Source organism: Enterocloster lavalensis, assembly GCF_046603895.1.
Classification (GTDB): Bacteria; Bacillota; Clostridia; order Lachnospirales; family Lachnospiraceae; genus Enterocloster; species Enterocloster lavalensis.
Genome location: NZ_CP176637.1, coordinates 2,747,543 through 2,765,586, shown reverse-complemented (window position 1 = coordinate 2,765,586; position 18,044 = coordinate 2,747,543). Strand labels below are relative to the sequence as shown.

The 18,044-nt window shown below is 55.9% G+C and carries 13 protein-coding genes and 1 other RNA gene; 10 read left to right on the top strand and 4 right to left on the bottom strand.

Annotated features, from left to right (window positions below):
* The first annotated feature begins 21 nt into the window (after nucleotides 1–21).
* The 4 genes from ACK2JC_RS12315 (at nucleotide 22) to ACK2JC_RS12300 (ending at nucleotide 3,966) form a co-directional block, all read left to right on the top strand.
* Nucleotides 22–1,434 carry a hypothetical protein gene (locus ACK2JC_RS12315; protein ID WP_092362708.1) on the top strand — a complete coding sequence of 471 codons (1,413 nt, stop codon included), beginning with the start codon at nucleotides 22–24 and terminating at the stop codon, nucleotides 1,432–1,434.
* A gap of 12 nt (nucleotides 1,435–1,446) precedes the next feature.
* Nucleotides 1,447–2,793 (top strand): UDP-N-acetylmuramoyl-L-alanine--D-glutamate ligase, encoded by a 1,347-nt coding sequence (gene murD / locus ACK2JC_RS12310; protein WP_320937307.1) that lies wholly within the window; start codon nucleotides 1,447–1,449, stop codon nucleotides 2,791–2,793.
* Between the two features lie 123 nt (nucleotides 2,794–2,916).
* Nucleotides 2,917–3,366, top strand: coding sequence for a MarR family winged helix-turn-helix transcriptional regulator (locus ACK2JC_RS12305; protein ID WP_034590677.1), 450 nt, complete (start codon nucleotides 2,917–2,919; stop codon nucleotides 3,364–3,366).
* A 27-nt stretch (nucleotides 3,367–3,393) separates the two neighbouring features.
* Nucleotides 3,394–3,966 (top strand): GerMN domain-containing protein, encoded by a 573-nt coding sequence (locus ACK2JC_RS12300; protein WP_092362704.1) that lies wholly within the window; start codon nucleotides 3,394–3,396, stop codon nucleotides 3,964–3,966.
* A gap of 119 nt (nucleotides 3,967–4,085) precedes the next feature.
* Here ACK2JC_RS12300 and ACK2JC_RS12295 read toward each other — a convergent pair whose 3' ends face one another.
* Together ACK2JC_RS12295 and nagB are read right to left on the bottom strand one after the other, a co-directional pair.
* Nucleotides 4,086–5,654: a DUF4454 domain-containing protein gene (locus tag ACK2JC_RS12295; protein WP_320937306.1), complete on the bottom strand. Its 1,569-nt coding sequence runs from the start codon at nucleotides 5,652–5,654 to the stop codon at nucleotides 4,086–4,088.
* A gap of 144 nt (nucleotides 5,655–5,798) precedes the next feature.
* Nucleotides 5,799–6,524: a glucosamine-6-phosphate deaminase gene (gene nagB, locus ACK2JC_RS12290; RefSeq protein WP_092362700.1), complete on the bottom strand. Its 726-nt coding sequence runs from the start codon at nucleotides 6,522–6,524 to the stop codon at nucleotides 5,799–5,801.
* A gap of 207 nt (nucleotides 6,525–6,731) precedes the next feature.
* Between nagB and ACK2JC_RS12285 the strand changes: the two genes are divergently transcribed.
* Nucleotides 6,732–10,073 carry a DUF6128 domain-containing protein gene (locus ACK2JC_RS12285; protein WP_368272307.1) on the top strand — a complete coding sequence of 1,114 codons (3,342 nt, stop codon included), beginning with the start codon at nucleotides 6,732–6,734 and terminating at the stop codon, nucleotides 10,071–10,073.
* A gap of 108 nt (nucleotides 10,074–10,181) precedes the next feature.
* On the opposite strand, the gene ACK2JC_RS12280 is transcribed toward ACK2JC_RS12285, so the two are convergent.
* The gene (locus ACK2JC_RS12280; protein WP_320937303.1) at nucleotides 10,182–10,880 is read right to left on the bottom strand and encodes an anaerobic ribonucleoside-triphosphate reductase activating protein; all 699 of its coding nucleotides are present in this window, start codon (nucleotides 10,878–10,880) and stop codon (nucleotides 10,182–10,184) included.
* A 202-nt stretch (nucleotides 10,881–11,082) separates the two neighbouring features.
* On the opposite strand from ACK2JC_RS12280, the gene tadA reads away from it, so the two are divergent.
* From tadA to ffs, 3 genes are all read left to right on the top strand, one after another.
* Nucleotides 11,083–11,571 carry a tRNA adenosine(34) deaminase TadA gene (gene tadA / locus ACK2JC_RS12275; protein ID WP_107435007.1) on the top strand — a complete coding sequence of 163 codons (489 nt, stop codon included), beginning with the start codon at nucleotides 11,083–11,085 and terminating at the stop codon, nucleotides 11,569–11,571.
* Nucleotides 11,568–12,539: an SDR family oxidoreductase gene (locus ACK2JC_RS12270; RefSeq protein ID WP_320937302.1), complete on the top strand. Its 972-nt coding sequence runs from the start codon at nucleotides 11,568–11,570 to the stop codon at nucleotides 12,537–12,539. Before tadA ends, ACK2JC_RS12270 begins: the two co-directional genes overlap by 4 nt.
* Nucleotides 12,540–12,623: 84 nt before the next feature.
* An RNA gene (gene ffs, locus ACK2JC_RS12265) (signal recognition particle sRNA large type) lies at nucleotides 12,624–12,885 on the top strand.
* 198 nt (nucleotides 12,886–13,083) lie between these two features.
* Here ffs and ACK2JC_RS12260 read toward each other — a convergent pair.
* On the bottom strand, nucleotides 13,084–14,817 hold the full coding sequence (locus tag ACK2JC_RS12260) for an IS1634 family transposase (RefSeq protein ID WP_368275008.1): 1,734 nt from the start codon (nucleotides 14,815–14,817) through the stop codon (nucleotides 13,084–13,086).
* Between the two features lie 306 nt (nucleotides 14,818–15,123).
* Here ACK2JC_RS12260 and ACK2JC_RS12255 point away from each other — a divergent pair, with 306 nt between their 5' ends.
* On the top strand, nucleotides 15,124–16,203 hold the full coding sequence (locus tag ACK2JC_RS12255; RefSeq protein ID WP_092371890.1) for a 6-phosphofructokinase: 1,080 nt from the start codon (nucleotides 15,124–15,126) through the stop codon (nucleotides 16,201–16,203).
* A 69-nt stretch (nucleotides 16,204–16,272) separates the two neighbouring features.
* Nucleotides 16,273–17,973 carry a DNA polymerase III subunit gamma/tau gene (dnaX, locus tag ACK2JC_RS12250; RefSeq protein ID WP_320938034.1) on the top strand — a complete coding sequence of 567 codons (1,701 nt, stop codon included), beginning with the start codon at nucleotides 16,273–16,275 and terminating at the stop codon, nucleotides 17,971–17,973.
* Nucleotides 17,974–18,044: the final 71 nt, after the last annotated feature.

Below are 18,044 nucleotides of genomic sequence, written 5' to 3'. Positions count from 1 at the left end.
TGTCATGAAAAAGGAGCCAAAATGGAGCAATATGAGACTCTGCGCCGCCGTTTTCCGCGGTTTTTCTACAGAGGATACGAGATAGAGGAGACAGGCACTGCACTCGGGATTACATATCACTTTGAGATCGAAGGGCTCAGCTCATTTGCACCCTGCTGGACGTTCACCAGGCCGGAATGTGCCGACGGGACGGCCGTGGACGGGCTGATGGAACGTATGGTCTTTTCGCTGGGCATGGTAGAGCTGGTCAGCTATTGGAAAATCACCTGTTCCCCCCAGGTGGTTGTGGAGGCAGGCGCACTGGATGAGAAGCAGATCCGCTGGTGGAAAGACCTGTATTACAATGGATTGGGTGAGTTTTTCTATGTGAATCAGATCGACAATGTAAATCCGGATGATTTTATGGAGATTATCTGCGAGGACAGTGCGGACCAGACTGCCTGTGAGCAGGTGGCAGAAGATTTTACTGTGGCTTCTGAGATTTCCGGCATTCTGGTTCCCATCGGCGGGGGCAAGGACTCTGTGGTGACGCTGGAGCTTTTGCGCCAGTCCGGCGCGCCGCTCTACGGATATATCATCAATCCCAGAGGTGCTACTGTCCACACCGCAGAGGTTGCAGGCCTGGACGGCGGTCATCTCATGGAGGTCAGACGCACTTTGGATCAAAATATGCTGGAGCTGAATCAGAAGGGGTATTTGAATGGACATACACCGTTTTCCGCCCTGGTGGCATTTTCCGGCCTGATCGGGGCGAAGCTTCTGCATCTGCCATATGTGGCGCTGTCCAATGAATCCAGCGCCAATGAGAGTACGGTTTTGGGGAGCACGGTAAACCATCAATATTCCAAGAGCTTCAAATTTGAACGGGATTTCCACCAATATGCGGCGGAATATCTGCCGGGAAGCGCTTACTACTTCAGTCTGTTAAGGCCTCTCAGCGAGTTTCAGATTGCCAGGTTCTTTGCCAGGCAGAAGCTCTATCACGGCGTATTCCGCAGCTGTAATGCAGGCAGCAAGACGGACAGTTGGTGCGGTCACTGCCCCAAGTGCCTGTTCGTCTATTTGATTTTGTCGCCATTTCTGACATCGGACGAGGTGAGGGCTATTTTCGGAACAAATATGCTGGAGGATTCGTCCATGACGTTTACGTTGGATCAACTGGTGGGCATTGAGGAAGAGAAGCCGTTTGAGTGCGTGGGCAGCCGCGACGAGATCAATGCGGCGCTGGTGCTGACCATTGACCGCATGGAGGAAGAGGGAGAACCGCTTCCCCTGTTGCTGAGGCACTACAAACAATCTGGAATGTATGCGGGAAGAAAGGCTGGGAGAGACCGGTATTTTGCCTATTACGACGATGAGAACCTGGTTCCGGAGCCCTTTGCCGCGCTGATAAAGCGTAACTGTGTGGCTTGTACAGACAATGCCATAGGATAAGGAGATAATGACGTGATTGAACGAATCGACCCATGGGTCCACAATAAACGTGTTCTGCTGCTGGGCTTCGGCCGGGAGGGCCAGTCCACCTGGCAGGTATTAAAGCAGCTGGGAACCTGCGCTTGCGTGGATATCGCGGACCAGAAGCCCGCCGCCGTGGACGCGGACGGGGCGCGCTGGATCACCGGGGATCATTATCAGGACTGTCTGGACGACTACGACGTGGTGTTCAAAAGCCCCGGAATCGTGCTGGAGCGCCCCATAGAGTCCTACCGCTGCGCCATTTTGTCCCAGGCGGAGCTGTTTTTCCACCTGTTCCGGGACCAGATCATCGGCATCACCGGCACCAAGGGGAAAAGCACCACCACCTCCTTGCTGTACCACGTGCTAAAAAGCGCGGGGCAGGACTGCGTGGTGATGGGAAATATCGGAATTCCGGCCTTCGACCACCTGGAGGAGATCGGCCCGGACACCAGGATCGTCTTTGAACTGTCCTGCCACCAACTGGAATACATGACGGTATCGCCCCACATCGGCGTGCTGATCAATATACACGAGGAACATCTGGACCACTACGGCACCATGGAGAAATACGTGGCGGCCAAGCACCGCATTTTCCGCAACCAGGGTTCGGACGACATTCTTGTATGCAATGTGCAATGTCTCCCTGAGCCGGGGGAATGCCCGTCGCGGCTGATCCGCGTGGGGACAAATTGCCCGGATGCGGACGTCAATGTGGATAACTGCGGCGAAAATGGAACATTTGTGGATTACGGCGGCAGGCGCTACCGCATCCCGGAGACGGAGATCCGGCTTCTGGGCCAGCACAACTATTTCGATATCGCGGTGGTGTACGCTGTGTGCGGACTTTTGGGCATCGGCGAGGCCGCGTTCACGGAGGGCCTCAAATCCTACGAGCCGCTGCCCCACCGCCTTCAGTATCTGGGCCAGAGGGACGGCGTGAAATATTATGACGACTCCATTTCCACCATTTGCGCCACCACCATCCAGGCGCTGAAAACCCTGACGGACGCGGACACCGTGCTGATCGGGGGCATGGACCGGGGGATTGACTACGGGGAGCTGATTCAGTTCCTGTCCGGGTGTCCGGTTCCTCATATCGTGCTGATGGAAGCCACCGGACGGCGGATCTATGAGGAGATCGGCCGGGATTATCCGGAGTTCGCCGGAAGGGACCGCCTGATCCTGGCGGACCATCTGGAGGCGGCGGTTCGGGCCGCCAGGTCCGTGACCAGACCGGGACACAGCTGCGTATTATCTCCGGCAGCCGCAAGCTACGGCATTTTCCGCAATTTTGAGGAGCGCGGGGAGGCCTTTTCGCGGTATGTATTTGAATAGCTGGATAAAAATGGAAAAGACACAAAAAAATCACAGCCTTTTAAGAATTTCATAAGGATTTTGGGGGTTGTGCGAACCTGTAAAATACTGTACAATCAGAAAGAAGCTTTTTTGAAGCGGGAAATGAAAGGAAAAATCGTGGGAACGTACGAGACGCTGAACGATGTATTGGTGAACCTGTTTCGCGACATTACGGGGATAGAACAGAAGGCGGTCCGCGCGCTGGGATATCCCGATATAACGAACAACGATATGCATGTGATCGAGGCGATCGGCGTGTACGCGCCTAAAAATATGTCGTCCATCGCCAGGGAGCTGTCCGTGACGGTCGGCACTCTGACCATATCCGTGAACAGCCTGGTAAAAAAGGGCTACGTTGTCCGGCAGCGCAGCGAGGAGGACCGGAGAGTGGTACTGATTTCCCTCTCGGAAAAGGGCAAGGAAGTGTTTGAACACCACGCCAAATTCCACAAAGCCATGATCGACGGCGTGATCAATGAATTGACCGAGGAAGAGTTAGAAGTTCTGATTAAGGCGGTAACAAAGCTGAATTCCTGGTTCAGAGGCTTCTGAAGAGGACTAAAGGAGGCAACTACTACTATGAAAAAATTGATGATGGGCGTTATGCTGGCGGCTATGGCATTTGCACTGGCAGCGTGCACACCAACGACTGAAAAGCAGAAAGAGAATACCACGGCCGCGGCCGCAGCCGATATGGAGACGATCCCCATGACCACAGGCGGAGCCAGCGACAAGGTGCCGGATCCCAACGTGAAGCCGGTGGCGGTGATTTCGATATACCATGGCAGCGACGACAGCGATGGAATTGTCCAGGATATGGACGCGCTGGACACCGAGGGCCTGGATGCACAGCTTTTGGTGGACAAGCTGGTGGAGTACGGCGTGCTGACCAAGGGAACCAAGGTGCTGAGCTTCGAGATCGAGGGCGAGGGCGAGACAGCCACGGCGACGCTGGATTTAAGCCAGTTAAAGAGCGAGGAGGGCTGTTCCGACCGCATGCTTTTGGCAGAGGTGGGCAACACCTTTATCGACAATTTCGAGCTTAAGACGATCAAAGTTAAAGTGAACGGCGGAAACTTTGAGGGCAAGGATATCCAGCAGCAGGATTCGGATGTGCTGGAGTATGAGTCGGATTTTGAAGATATGACCTGATAGAAACGAAACGGAAATAAGAAAGCGGACCGGAAGCCAGGATGTGAGATGTGGGCTTCCGGCCCGCTTTTTTGCGCCGATCTGTGTTTGAATGTGCGGTTACAGGTACGTGTACGCCTTTAATCGCCCATAAAATACAGCGCTTTGACGTACCCCTTGGCATCGGTTACGAGTTGGTTCCCCATATAGGGCGACGGGCCATAGGGATTGTTTTCATTGAATTCCATCACGCGGAAGGCCCCCGCGCCCTGTGGACGTTCCGATAGGTTGAAGTAATTGTAATATTCCTCGCAGGCGCCCTTTAACACGAATACGTTACCTTCATAAACTGTCTTAAACACCGTGTCCACGCTGTCCGTCCACATGCTGAAGGTTTGAGAATAGGGCTCATAGGAGAAATTGACGTAAGTGCCGCTTGCCTCGTCGGGATTCTTCGGGTCGATCAGCACATAATCCCCGTACTGGGTGTCCTGCGCTTGTTTGAGGATTACAGTTTCGCCGGTGAGTTCGTCGGAAACCAGCTCCAGCTGCGTCACTTCATTCAGAGAAATATATTGGTCCCGGGTGATTGTGATGGGGACGGAAATGGTGCCCTTTGCCTGGTAGTAGAGGCCGCGGTCCACGGTATGTCCGGCATCGGAGTACAGCTCCACCCATATTTCGCCGCGCTCCGGCAGCAGGTCCTCATAGGGAGCGGGGGGCAGGGCCGCGTAACCCGATTTTATCTCCCGCGCCTGCGCTTCGTCGAAGGAGTCCTCGGCCGCCTTCAAAAACGCGATATTCCGCCGTTCAAGGCCGCCCAGCAGGAGCTCGTTAAAACCGTCTGCGCCAAAACGCGCCTGGTACCACGGCTGACTCTCGAAATAAGTTTTCATCGCCTCCGTCTTAAATTCCCTTCCGTACACGGCGTAGAACTGGTTGCGCATAAGCTTCAACTCATCCTGGGTCAGGCCGATCAGGTCCGACTGGTTTAAGGGACGGGCAAAAAGCTCCGGCATCATCAGGTTCCCATCCACGGGATAGTAAGTCCCGGCCTCCTCCATTTCCCCATGCAGTACCACGGGTCCGCCCACCTTCCAGTCAATGGTGAAGGAACTTCCGGCCTGCCCGCCCGCCGAGTCCGTAAGCGTGTAGGTACCGTCTGCAGCCGGGGTATCCAGCCGGAAGGTGTGCAGCATAGAAAAGGCGTTGGAAAAATTGGGGTCCCGTTTGACAAATTCCAGCACGGGAAAATCCGGGTTTTCCGGGGTGCCGGGCGTAACGCGCAGCCTGTAGGTGAAGTCGCCGGATTTGAAGTAGCTGCCGCCGATCATCTCGGCCGTCACTTTGGACTGTGACGCGCCGGTATTCTTACGGCCTGCCTGGGAAGCGCCGGTTCCCGTCTGATTTTGGCCTCCCGTGCCGTCTGCCTGTGCTCCGTCAGTTCCAGGAGTGCCAAAACCCGGCTGCGTTCCGGTCCCGGATTGCGTTCCATTACCGGCCTGAGCTCCGTTGCCGCTCTGAACGCCGTCACCGTCCTGAGCGCCGTTGCCGCTCTGAGCGCTGTCGCTGTCCTGCGCGCCCTTACCCGCCGTTTCTGCCGGACCGGACCCGGTCATATGCTCCATTCCCTGGCGTCCGCAGGCGGCCAGAAGCAGCCCCAGCGCAATCACTGCCGGTACCATCCATGCTCTTCTGCTATTTCTCATAAGATATCCCTCCCTCTGTGTCGGTTGCTCCTTATCATTATTATAGCGGAGCGCGGGAAAAAACGTTTTAAGGTTTTCTTACAAAAAAGGCCGGAATTCTGATGGCAGAATTCCGGCCTGAAATGCCGATATGTTCGATTTTACTTAGAATTTGGACATTGCCGCCTCGTCCGCGATCACAATCACATCGCCGTGCAGCTGAAGGATGGAAGCGGGAACCTGGGGAACAATGGGGCCGCAGAGGCAGTCGTGCAGGATCTGTGCTTTGTCCGCGCCGCTGACCAGAAGCAGGATCGTTTTCGCGCTCATAATGGTCTTGATTCCCATGGTGTAAGCCTGGCGGGGAACATCGTTGACATCCGCGAAGAAACGCTTGTTGGCCTCAATGGTGCTCTCGGTCAGATCCACACAGTGCGTGGTCTTGGGGAACTCGTCAGCAGGCTCGTTGAAACCGATATGGCCGTTGTGGCCCAGTCCCAGCACCTGGATATCCACGCCGCCCATGCTCTCAACCACCGCCTCGTAGCGGGCGCACTCTTTCTCGCTGTCCGGCTCGGTGCCGTCCGGGATGTTGGTGTTATTCAGGTCGATGTTGATATCCTTGAACAGGTTGTTGTACATAAAATAGTAGTAGCTCTGGTCGTTATCTCTGGTCAGTCCACGGTACTCGTCGAGGTTTACGCTCTTTACCTGGGAAAAATCCAGATCGCCGTTCCGGTAGCCCTCGATCAGACGCTTGTAGGTGCCGATGGGGGTGGAACCGGTGGCCAGGCCCAGAACGCTGTCCGGTTTTAAAGTCACCTGTGCGGAAATGATATTTGCCGCTTTTCTGCTCATGTCCTCGTAGTCTTTTGCTTTGTAGAGCTTCATAGTTTTTGCCGCCTTTCATATATATTTATTAAAATACATTGTGCCCGGATACAAAATCCCCTGGTGGAAAAATGATTCTGAAAATATTTTTCTAAATTTCTTGAATACAGGATAACATTTTTCTAACATACTTTCAAGGGGGTAACGCATAAAATATTAATAAAAAGCAGAGATAGACTGCGGACCAACCGTGCGAGGAGTGAGAGTATGTCAAATTATCGGAGACTGATTTCTTACATCTACGCCTATGAGGGCGAGGTGAAGGGTAAAAATATAGGCTTTGTCAAACTGGAGTCGCGGGGCGGACAGTGCAAGCTCAGCGTCAATGTCAAAAAAGTCTATGTAGGAGGCAGTGACCTTGGGGTGTATCTGTTGGCGCCGGGCAGGGAGATCAGCCTGGGGAATATTTTTATCCGCAGCGGGGCCGGAGAGTTCCGCGCAGTAATTCCGGTGGAAAATGTAGCGGATTCCGGGATTGGAATGGATTCCTGCTATGGCCTGAGCATCCACGAGCCGTCGGACGGCTGGCGCTGCTACACCACCATCTGGGAGGATGCCGTGGCCCACGCGGCCGAGGTAGAGCTGGCGGATGTGACATCCAAGAGCCGCCGCGACATCAGCGAGGAAGAGGAGATACATAAAAAAGCGGAGGAAATCGCCGCGGAGATGGACCGGGAAATCGCGGGCAGCCCGGAGGAAGGGCAGCCGGTGGAAGCGCAGTCCGGGTCCGGGCCTTCGAAAGAGGGAAACGCGGACAAGGAAGGTGAAAATTCCGGCGCATCGGCAAATACCGGCGGTGACGAAGTGGATGCCGGGGATGAGAATACACCGCTTGGCACAGCAGGTACCGATATCGATGCCGGGGAAGCAGAAGCTGTGGAACCAGAACCTGGAGCCGGGGAAATCGATGCCAGGACAGCTGGGATGGCCGCTGACTTCGGGTCCGGCGAAATGAATATTGAGGTCAACGGGGAAACGGTCGAAACCGAAGCTGGGAGTACCTGGGCCGAAGGAACAAATTCTGAGACCGGCGAAGGGGATATTGGAGCCGAAGCCACAGATGCCTGGGCAGAAGAAGTGGATACCGGGGCGGATGGAGCAGATATCGGAGCAGAAGCTGCGGATGTCTGGGCCGAAGGAACGGATGCCGGGGCCGGTGAAGCAGATACGGAGTCCAAGGGCATGGATACCGGGTTCCGTGGAGCGGAGACTTCCGGCCTGATTATGGAGTCGGAGCTTTCCTACAGCGAAGCTGTCTCTGAAAATGCAGAGTTTCCGGCCGGTTCGGAAGCGGAAGAGAAGGGCATCGGGGAAGGTGTATCTGACCGGAGCCAGGATGCCGGTTCGGAGAAAAATGGATGCTCAACACAAGATTACGCATATTCCAACGGCGGTGTTCTGATTTCCCGGAACGGGACTTCCACCGAGGTCCAAATGAGTGCGAATGAGCCGGTCCAATCCGGGGAAAATCACTTCATGCCGGTGCGGGAATCCATTATTTACGGAGAGAACAGCGCGGCCAGAACGGAAGAAGAATATGGTATTGGCGGAAAACAGGCCGGAGCCGCTGCCAAAATCCCGGACCGCATGACCTCAGAACGCCCGGCCGTGGATACAGATAATGTGGAAAACGCTGTGTTCCAGCGTACCGGCGGTTTCCCACCGCTTCGGGAGCCGCAGTTTTCACGGGCCGGCGTTTTGAACCCGCAGCAGAACCAGGCGGAGCCGTATTCCGCCAATCAGCGCGCAGATATGCGCAGGCAGCCGGCTTCACCCGTTCCGGCAATGCAGTGGACGCAGCCGGCGGGCCGTCCGCCCCAGCCGCGTTTTCTGTCAGACGCCAAATGCGGCGTGGAACGTGGAACCGGAATAAACCAGCAGTTGATTCTGCCGGATATGCCGCCTTACAGCCGCGCCCGTTCCGCTCAGTCCGCAGGCAGACCGCGCTCAGAGTGGCAGGCGGAAAATCCTTTGCAGACAGGTCCGGCGCCGGAAGAGATGGACTTTATTCGTCTGGAGTCTCCAACCGCCGCCCGTCCGCTTCGCCCCGGCCAGCCCACGGATCAGCAGGAGGGAATGCAACCCGGTGCTGAGCCGTCGCCACAGATGGAGACCGCTCAGCCGCCCGCCCAGCAGCCCGACGGCCAATCTGCGCCGCAGCCGTCTGCCCAGCAGCCTGGCAGCCAATTCGCGCCGCAGACGTCCGCCCAGCAGCCCGGCGGCCAATCCGCGCCGCAGCAGGCCACCCAGCAGCCCGGCGGCCGTCCCATGCCGCAGCAATTCACCCAGCGGCCCGGCCGTCGCCCTATGCCGGTACAAACCGCCCGGCAGCCCGGCGGCCAACCCGCGGCGTCGCAGACCGCCCAACGCCCTGACCGTCAGCCCGCACCACAGCAGGCCGCGCAGCCGTCTAGCGGTCAATCCACGCCGCAGCAGGCCATGCAGCCGTCCAGCGGTCAGTCCGCGCCGCAGCAGGCCGTGCAGCCGTCCGGTGGTCAGTCCGCGCCGCAGCAGGCCATGCAGCCGTCCGGCGGTCAGTCCGCGCCGCAGCAGGCCATGCAGCCGTCCGGCGGTCAGTCCGCGCCGCAGCAGGCCGCACAGCCGTCCGGCGGTCAGTCCGCGCCGCAGCAGGCCGCACAGCCCGCCCGCCAATTCAACTCCCGGCAGCCATGGCAGCAATCCGGCAACCGGTCCGCGGCCCAGCGTTCCATGCAACCCAGCGGTCAGCCCGCCACCCAGCGCCCCATGCAATCCGGCGTCCCGCCCGCGGCCCAGCGCCCCATGCAGCCCGGCGGCCAGCCTGCCACTCAGCGCCCCATGCAGCCCAGTGGCCAGCCCGCCACCCAGCGCCCCATGCAGCCCAGCGGCCAGCCCGCGGCCCAGACGCCGCAGTCCGGCCATCAATCTACGGTCCGGCAGCGCTTCATGCAGTCAGCGCGCCAATCCGCGGCCAATCCGCAGCCTGACCGCCAGCCGTCCGACCGCCGCTCCGACACCTCCGTCTCCATGCAGCCGCAGACAGACACCGGCACCTACGAGGAGGTAATCGACACAATCCCGGAGAACAGCGGGACCGTTCAGGAGCCGGTAATCACTTCCGGCCGGGAAGAGCTGATTCTGGGTAACCCGGAAGAACTGGAACGTTTGGAGGAGGAAGAGCGTGAGAGCGTAGAAACCCTGCAAATATGGGAAGGATTCCGCAAGCGCTATCCGAAGATTCACGCCTTTGAGTGCGCCGGGGAATGTGAAATCCTCACGATCAAACCCCAGGACATCGGCCTGCTGCCCAGAGAGACATGGACTTATGGAAACAACAGTTTCCTGCTCCACGGCTATTACAACTACCGCTATCTGATTTTAGCCAAGGTGGACACCACCTCGGGCGGCACGCGCTACCTTCTGGGCGTGCCCGGCAACTACTACAGCAATGAAAAATACATGGCCTCCATGTTTGGCTTCCCCCATTTTGTGCTGGCTCAGAAGCAGCCCACCGGCAACGGCCGGTTCGGCTACTGGTACACCGATATCAGGCTGGATAATCTGAGCTGATCCGCCAAAAGGCCGGATTTCCGCCGGGGCACCGGTTATGCCCCGCCTGGAAATCCGGCCCTTTTTAACCTTCCGGGAGGCTGCAAACGTCCGTCTCTGCCAACTCTCTCAATAGTCAATCCCCCGCAGCGCCGCCCGGCCCACATAGGGTCTTACGAGCTGCGCAAACCCTTCCAGCTCCTCCTTCCCGAAACCGGAAAATACCCCCGGCTCCAGCACCTGCCCGCTCTCCGTGAAATTCTGCAGGTAATAGTCCCCGCAGCCCTTAATCCACGGTCCGATCTCCTTAAAATCCTCCTCCGTGTGCAACCCCCGCACCACAGTGGTACGGAACTCGTAGGGAACGCTGCCCTCCAGCAGAAACCGGATGCTCTCGTCGATGCGTTCCAACCGCATACCGTCCACACCAGCCGCGGCCGCATAACGGCTGCGCCCCGCTTTGATATCCATAGCCACGAAATCCAGCAGTCCCTTCCCGCAGAGGTCCTGCAGCAGATCCGGCTTATAGCCGTTGGTGTCCAGCTTCACTAAAAGTCCCAGCTCCCGTACGCTGCGGATGAAATCCTCCAAATCCGGCTGCAGCGTGGGCTCGCCTCCGGTGATGCAGACCCCCTCCAGAATACCCTTCCGTTTTCTCAGAAAGTCCAATACCTCCCCTGTCTCATACTCCGCATCCACCGTTCCCGGCAGCAGCTCGCTGTTGTGGCAGAACGGACAGCGGAAATTGCAGCCTCCCGTAAAGACCGTGGCGGCCACATGGCCGGGGAAATCCAACAACGTCGTTTTCTGTAACCCGCAAATTTTCATCTTTTCGCTCCATTCCGGGGATATTACTTTTCAATCCCGTAAAATTCCGATATAATATTCAACGTACATTTGAAATTCACGTCCGCCCTTTGCATGAAGGAACTCGCCCGGAAATGCCCGCGGCCCGCAATTTCAAAACACATCCTAAAGTATACCACAACCGTCCGGCTGGAACAAGACGGACAGAATTCAGAGGAATGCCATGACAACAGACGAACGCTATATGAAGGAAGCCGTCCGGCAGGCAAAAAAAGCCTCCGCTCTGGGCGAAGTGCCCATCGGCTGCGTAATCGTATATGAAGATAAAATAATCGCCCGGGGTTATAACCGGCGCATGGTGGATCAAAATGTGCTCTCCCATGCGGAGATTATCGCTATCCGCAAGGCCTGTAAAAAAATGGGAGACTGGCGGCTGGAAAACTGCACCCTGTATGTGACGCTGGAACCCTGCCCCATGTGCGCCGGGGCCATTGTCCAGGCCAGGGTGCCCCAGGTGGTGATCGGCTGCATGAACCCCAAGGCGGGCTGCGCCGGGTCGGTCCTGGACATGCTCCACGAGGACGGCTTCAACCACCAGGTGGAGACAAAAATCGGGGTCCTAGGGGAAGAGTGCTCCGCCATGATGAAGGAATTTTTTCGGGCTCTGCGTCTGAAAAAACCGAAAAAGAAGCGGGGTGAACCGGCACTGTGAAAACAATCCTGATTACCGGGGCGGGCGGTTTCCTGGGCTCCCGTCTGGTCCGCCGCTTTTCCGCCGGGACGTCCGCGGCCCCGCATTTCCCGCAAACAGAGCCGGACGCAGTATCCCCTTACCATGTATATCCACTATCAGGCCGTGCGCCGGACATCCGTGACGCCGCCGGGCTCCTGGCGCTGTTCCGTCAGGTCAGGCCCGATTACGTGATCCACTGCGCCGCGGTCTCCGATACGGGCCGCTGCGAACGGGAACCGGAATTTTCCTATTCGGTCAATGTAATCGGTGCGGAAAATATTGCCATAGCCTGCCGCGCCTCCGGCGCGAAGCTGATCTTCTGCAGTTCCGACCAGGTGTATTTTGACAACGTCCGCACCGCCTCTCCCGTGCCGCACCGCGAGAGCGAAAAACTGTATCCTTCCGGCGTTTACGGGCGGCAGAAGCTGGAGGCTGAAAAGCGCTGCGCCGCCGCCTGCCCGGATACCGTCAGCCTGCGCCTGAGCTGGATGTACGATACCGGAAAGCCCGGACCGGAAAAGCATGGAAATCTTGTCACAACCCTGCGCGGCCTCCTGGACAACCCGGACCCCGATGCGCGCCTGGCATTTCCCGTTTACGACCGCCGGTCCCTTACGGATGTGTGGGACGTGGCCATTAACATGGAGGCGGCTCTGGACCTTGCGCCCGGGGTGTACAACTTCGGAAGCCCCAATCCCCTAAACGCTTACGAGACCGCGGCCGTGTTCCTCAGCCTTCTGCGTGGCGCTTTTGGGAACAGCGGCAACAGCGCCGCGGCTCCATCTATCCAAAACGCTTCCGATCCCCGGCTGATACCGGACCGCCAGCGCTTTGCCTCCTGTCCGCGCAATTTGCAGATGGATCTGGAAAAGCTGTCCCTTGCCGGGATTTCCTTCCCCACGGCGCAGGAAGGATTTGTCCGGTCTCTTTCCCGATCCCGCCCTTGACAAATCATCTGCCAAAGGGTATACTTAACAAGCGAATAAGCGGGCGCATAAACGCCCCGAGCACTCAAAATTGTCATAAAGTTTCCACGCAGCCGGGGAGATAGCGGTGCCCTGTACCTGCAATCCGCTCTAGCAGGGGTGATACCTCGCCCCGGACAGCTTACTGCGGGGCTGCCTTGTGAAAGTGGTGTTGACGTTTGGGTCTTACGCAATGGGAATCTGTGAACCGTGTCAGGGCAGGAATGCAGCAGCACTAAGCGGAACCTCTCATGTGCCGTAAGGTCGCCTGGACTGAGCTAACTACATGAGTAACGCCCGTGGTAACTGTACAAAGCGAGGTGCGTGGATTTAAAATAATGTGGGCATAGATTTGCCGGAAGTACATTTTCCGTAAGATCTATGTCCATATTTTTTGCTTGCCCCGATACTGTCTTTGCGGTATACTCCCAAGTTTGACAGTTTAGAATGTTGAAAACCCTTAGAAACGTCGTATTTATGCCGTTTCTGAGGGCTTTTCTTTTTGAAAAAAGGGAGTAATGGATTCTTATTCTTTTGAATGTCTGCAGATACCCTTTATGGTACGTTTCTTTATCAATTCATAGTCAGTACGGAACCCGGCGTACTCATGCAACGCATCCGTAAGCTTTGTACGTGTGTAAGATGGGATATATCCTTCGTTTCCTATGCTTGTTACCCTCATTTTTCTGAGTGTCGAAATAATCTCATCACAAGTGAACTGGCTGTCTAGTTTGCGTTCCAGAATCCGGTAGATTAAAAGCGCGATAAAACATGTCGTAAAGTGAGCTTTGATCCTGTCATCCCGTTTTAGGTAAACCGGCCTGGCCTCGAATTCTGATTTCATGATCCGGAAAGATTCTTCGATTTCCCACCGCCCTTGATTTACTGCTGCGATTTCGGAAGGGTCATCGTCGAGATTCGTATAGACGGCATAGAAGCCGTCATACTGGGCTTCTTCCTGTACGGCGTCCTGATCAATTTCGTAAATTTTATTTGCAGCGCATTCACCATATGCGGTGATCGATGTTTTCTTTATGAATCTGCGGTAATCATTCTGGCTATGCTTATCAATCCTTTTCGGCTCGGTATCAATTGCTTTTATCGCTCTTAAAATCTGCTGATTTCGGATCTGTTGTTGATAGTTCCTGTATTTCAGGGAATAGGTCACGATCAGAGTCTGATCGAAATCAATATCACGTTTCCCGTCATTTCCTTCCACATACAGCTGCTTGTAGAATAGCTTGCTGCGGTTTTTAGCGGTGTCTTCGAGCCTGCTGATATCATAGGTATCCAGGCTGTCTTTCAGATGCCATCCGGTGGGCTCCAGACACCATTGGCGCAAATCTTTTTTGAGCTTTTTAATGGACTGCGTTGTTATGAAACAGCGGCCGCCAAAGTTGTTGAATTTCCGGTTGCGTTCAGAAGACAATCCAGCATCCGTACAGACGATAAATTTTGAAAGCGAGAAATCTCTCAGGATCTGTTCTTCCAATGGGATCAGAGTAGTCTGTTCATTGGTATTGCCTGGATGGATACAAAAGGCAAGGGGGATCCCACTTCGATCAATGAAAAGTCCCATCTCGACGATAGGGCTCGGGCGATGTTCCTTGCTCGGACCGTATTGTTTCAGGCCTTCCTGACATTCCGTTTCAAAAAAGTAATTGGTACAGTCATAGTACAGGACTCCGGTCTGCCGTTTGACCAGCCGCCGGCTTGCTTCATACAGTTCCGCCTGGATGGAATCGGATTCGTTTGCAATGACAGACAGGGCACGATAAATCTGATGCAGTTCAAAAGCCGGTGGTTCGAGCAAATCGGAGGACTGCTCATAGCAGGAGAGTTTTGAAGACGGATTGAGGATCCTCTCATATACAAGACGTGAAAGGATGGAATCAAGGTCATAGGAAAACGAATATTCTTTTGAAATCTTTCTACAGATGTTTGGCAGGCGAAGATCATAGTAGATCTTCTGAAGGAAAAGGTAACCAACGTTATAGGAATTCTGCTTATCGAAAGGAATGAGAATATCCGTCCGCAGCGGAACAAGGACTTTATGCTGCTTTTCAGCTTCGGCCTGATTGAGCTCGTCCAGATGCGCCTTAGCCCATTTATTGGCATCTGTACAATGATATTTTTCCATGATTTCCCGTTCAGTTCCAAGGCGTTCCACAACTTCTGAGGAGCGTTTGCCGTCGCGGCGGACAGAGCGGATGATGTAGTAGCTTATTCCATTTTTGGTTTTATTTGTAGTCAATCGCATGGCAGACTCCTTAAGAGAGATGGTATAATCGTATTATATCATATATTACGCTATTACGCACTAAAAACTTTCTGAATTTGACAAAAAAATAAGCAGCCATAAGGCTTGCAAGATTTTCAGGTGTCAAACTCCCGTTTCCGTAAGATCTATGTCCATATTTTTTGCTTGCCCCGATACTGTCTTTGCGGTATAATTACAAAATGGGTATAATAGAACCATTAACAGGATACGTTAGAAGTTATAGGAATGCGCCGTAAGGCGCAGGCGTTACGAATTAAAAGTTCCAGAGAGAAAGGAAGCGCAGATATGAGAAGAATAGGGATGCTGACCAGCGGCGGAGACTGCCAGGCACTCAACGCCACCATGCGTGGAGTCGCCAAATCACTGTATAACATGTTTGACGACGTGGAGATCATCGGCTTCGAAGACGGATATAAGGGACTCATGTATGCGGACTACAAGATTATGCAGCCGTCCGACTTTTCCGGTATTCTGACCGAGGGAGGCACCATTCTCGGCACTTCCAGACAACCCTTCAAACTGATGCACACTCCGGATGAGAACGGACTGGACAAGGTAGAGTCCATGAAGCACACGTACCGGAAGTTAAAATTAAACTGCCTGGTGGTGCTGGGCGGCAACGGCAGCCAAAAGACAGCCAACCTCTTAAGCGAGGAAGGGCTGAACGTGGTGTCCCTGCCCAAGACCATTGACAACGACCTGTGGGGGACCGACATGACCTTCGGCTTCCAGAGCGCTGTGAATATCGCCACCAACGCCATCGACTGTATCCACACCACCGCCGCCTCCCACCGCCGCGTATTCATTGTGGAGGTGATGGGACACAAGGTGGGCTGGCTTACCCTGCACGCCGGTCTGGCCGGCGGAGCGGATATCATTCTTCTCCCCGAGATTCCCTACGATATCAACGTGGTCTGCGACGCCATCACCAAGCGCTCCAAGGCCGGCAAGCGTTTCTCCATTCTGGCGGTGGCCGAGGGCGCCATTTCCAAAGAGGAGGCCAGCATGTCCAAGAAGGAGCTGAAGGCCAAGAAGCGGACTGAGATGGTATACCCGTCCGTGGCGTATGAGATCGGCGCCAGGATCACGGAGATCACCGGCAGCGAGGTCCGCGTGACGGTGCCCGGACATATGCAGCGGGGCGGCGAACCCTGCGCCTATGACCGCGTTCTCTCCACCAGACTGGGAGCCACCGCCGCGAAGATGATCGCCGACGGGGAATTCGGCTATATGGCCGCGGTGAAAAACAACGATATCGTCAAAGTGCCCCTGTCCGAGGTTGCGGGCAGACTCAAGACCGTGGATCCCAACTGCTCCATGATCAAGGAAGCCAAGATGGTGGGAATCTGCTTCGGCGACGAGTAATACTCTGATGCGGGGCGGCTCTTCAACCGGCCGTTCCCGCGCAAATCAAGACAGCAAGGAGCGACTCACATGTCATACACGGCGTTATACCGCAAATGGCGTCCCGCCTCATTTGAGGACGTAAAGGGACAGGACCCCATCGTACAGACCCTGAAAAATCAAATCACGTCGGGACGCATCGGCCACGCCTACCTGTTCTGCGGAACCCGTGGAACCGGTAAAACCAGTATCGCGAAAATCTTCGCCCGGGCAGTCAACTGTGAGAACCCGGTGAACGGAAGCCCCTGCAACGAATGTCCGGCCTGCCGGGCCATTATCTCCGGCTCCTCCATGAACGTGGTGGAGATTGACGCCGCCTCCAACAACGGCGTGGAGAATATCCGGGATATCCGTGACCAGGTCCAGTATCCGCCCACCGACGGGCGTTACCGCGTATACATTATCGACGAGGTGCACATGCTCTCCATCGGCGCGTTCAACGCGCTGCTCAAAACGCTGGAGGAGCCCCCGTCCTATGTTATTTTTATTCTGGCGACAACGGAAGTCCACAAGATTCCGATTACCATACTGTCACGGTGCCAGCGCTATGATTTCAAGCGGATCGCGCTGGAGACCATTGCCGGGCACCTGCGGGAGCTGACCCGGGCGGAACACATCGAGGTGGAGGACCGGGCGCTCACCTATGTGGCCAAGGCGGCCGACGGCTCCCTGAGAGACGCGCTCAGCCTGCTGGACCAGTGCGTGGCCTTCCATTACGGCAAGCTTCTGACTTACGACAACGTGCTGGAAGTCCTGGGAGCGGTGGACGCCAGCGTGTTCAGCGAACTGTTCGGCGCAATCGTGGAGGGAAGGACGCGGGACTGCATTCTCAAGCTGGAAGAGATCGTGATCCAGGGCAGAGAGCTGGGGCAGTTCGTCACGGACTTCATCTGGTACATGCGCAATCTGCTGCTGTTTCAGAGCGCGGACGACGCCGAGGGACTGCTGGACATGTCCACGGAAAACTTAAAACAACTGGAAGAGGACGCGAAAAAGGCGGACGGCGAGACTCTGATGCGCTACATCCGCATTTTTTCTGAACTATCCAATCAACTGCGGTATGCCAGCCAAAAGCGGGTGATCGTGGAGGTGGCGCTCATCAAGCTGACGAGGCCCGCCATGGAGACCAGTCTGGACGCGGTGCTGGAACGGCTGAATCAGCTGGAAGCCCAGGTGGAAGATCTGGAATCCCGCCCCGCCCCGCCCGCCGGGGTGATGGCCGCAGGCTACGCCGCGGTTCCCTCAGGAGCGATGGCGGCGGGTTACGCTGCGGCCCCCGGGGATGCGCAGACAGGAGATTTGGCGCAGGCCGTCCCGGGGGCGCCTGCCGCGGGATTGGGCGCTGGGGTTCCCTCAGCTCCTGTAGGGGAACCGCCCCAGACCGTAGCCCTTCCCCAGGCCCAGCTGGAAGACTTAAAGCTGGTGCGCAACGAGTGGGGAAAGCTGGTCCGAAGCTTAGGCGGCGGCGCCAGGTCCTATCTGCGGGATACCGTGGTGGAGCCGGGCGGGGACAGCTGTCTGACTATCGTATTTATGGATCCCATGAACTACGACATGGGCAAGCGCCCCACCGTCATCGGACAGCTGGAGCAGCTGGTCCAGGAGAAATATAACCGTTCCATTTATTTTAAGACCCGGCTCGCAGGCCGCGGGGAGCTTCTCAACACGATCTACGTGACCGAGGAGGAGCTGGAAAGCAAAATTCATATGGATATTACATATGAGGACTGATTTGCGGTAATGTTGGAGCAATCCACAGAATATACAAACAATAAGACCAAAACGGCACACAGGACTGGTGC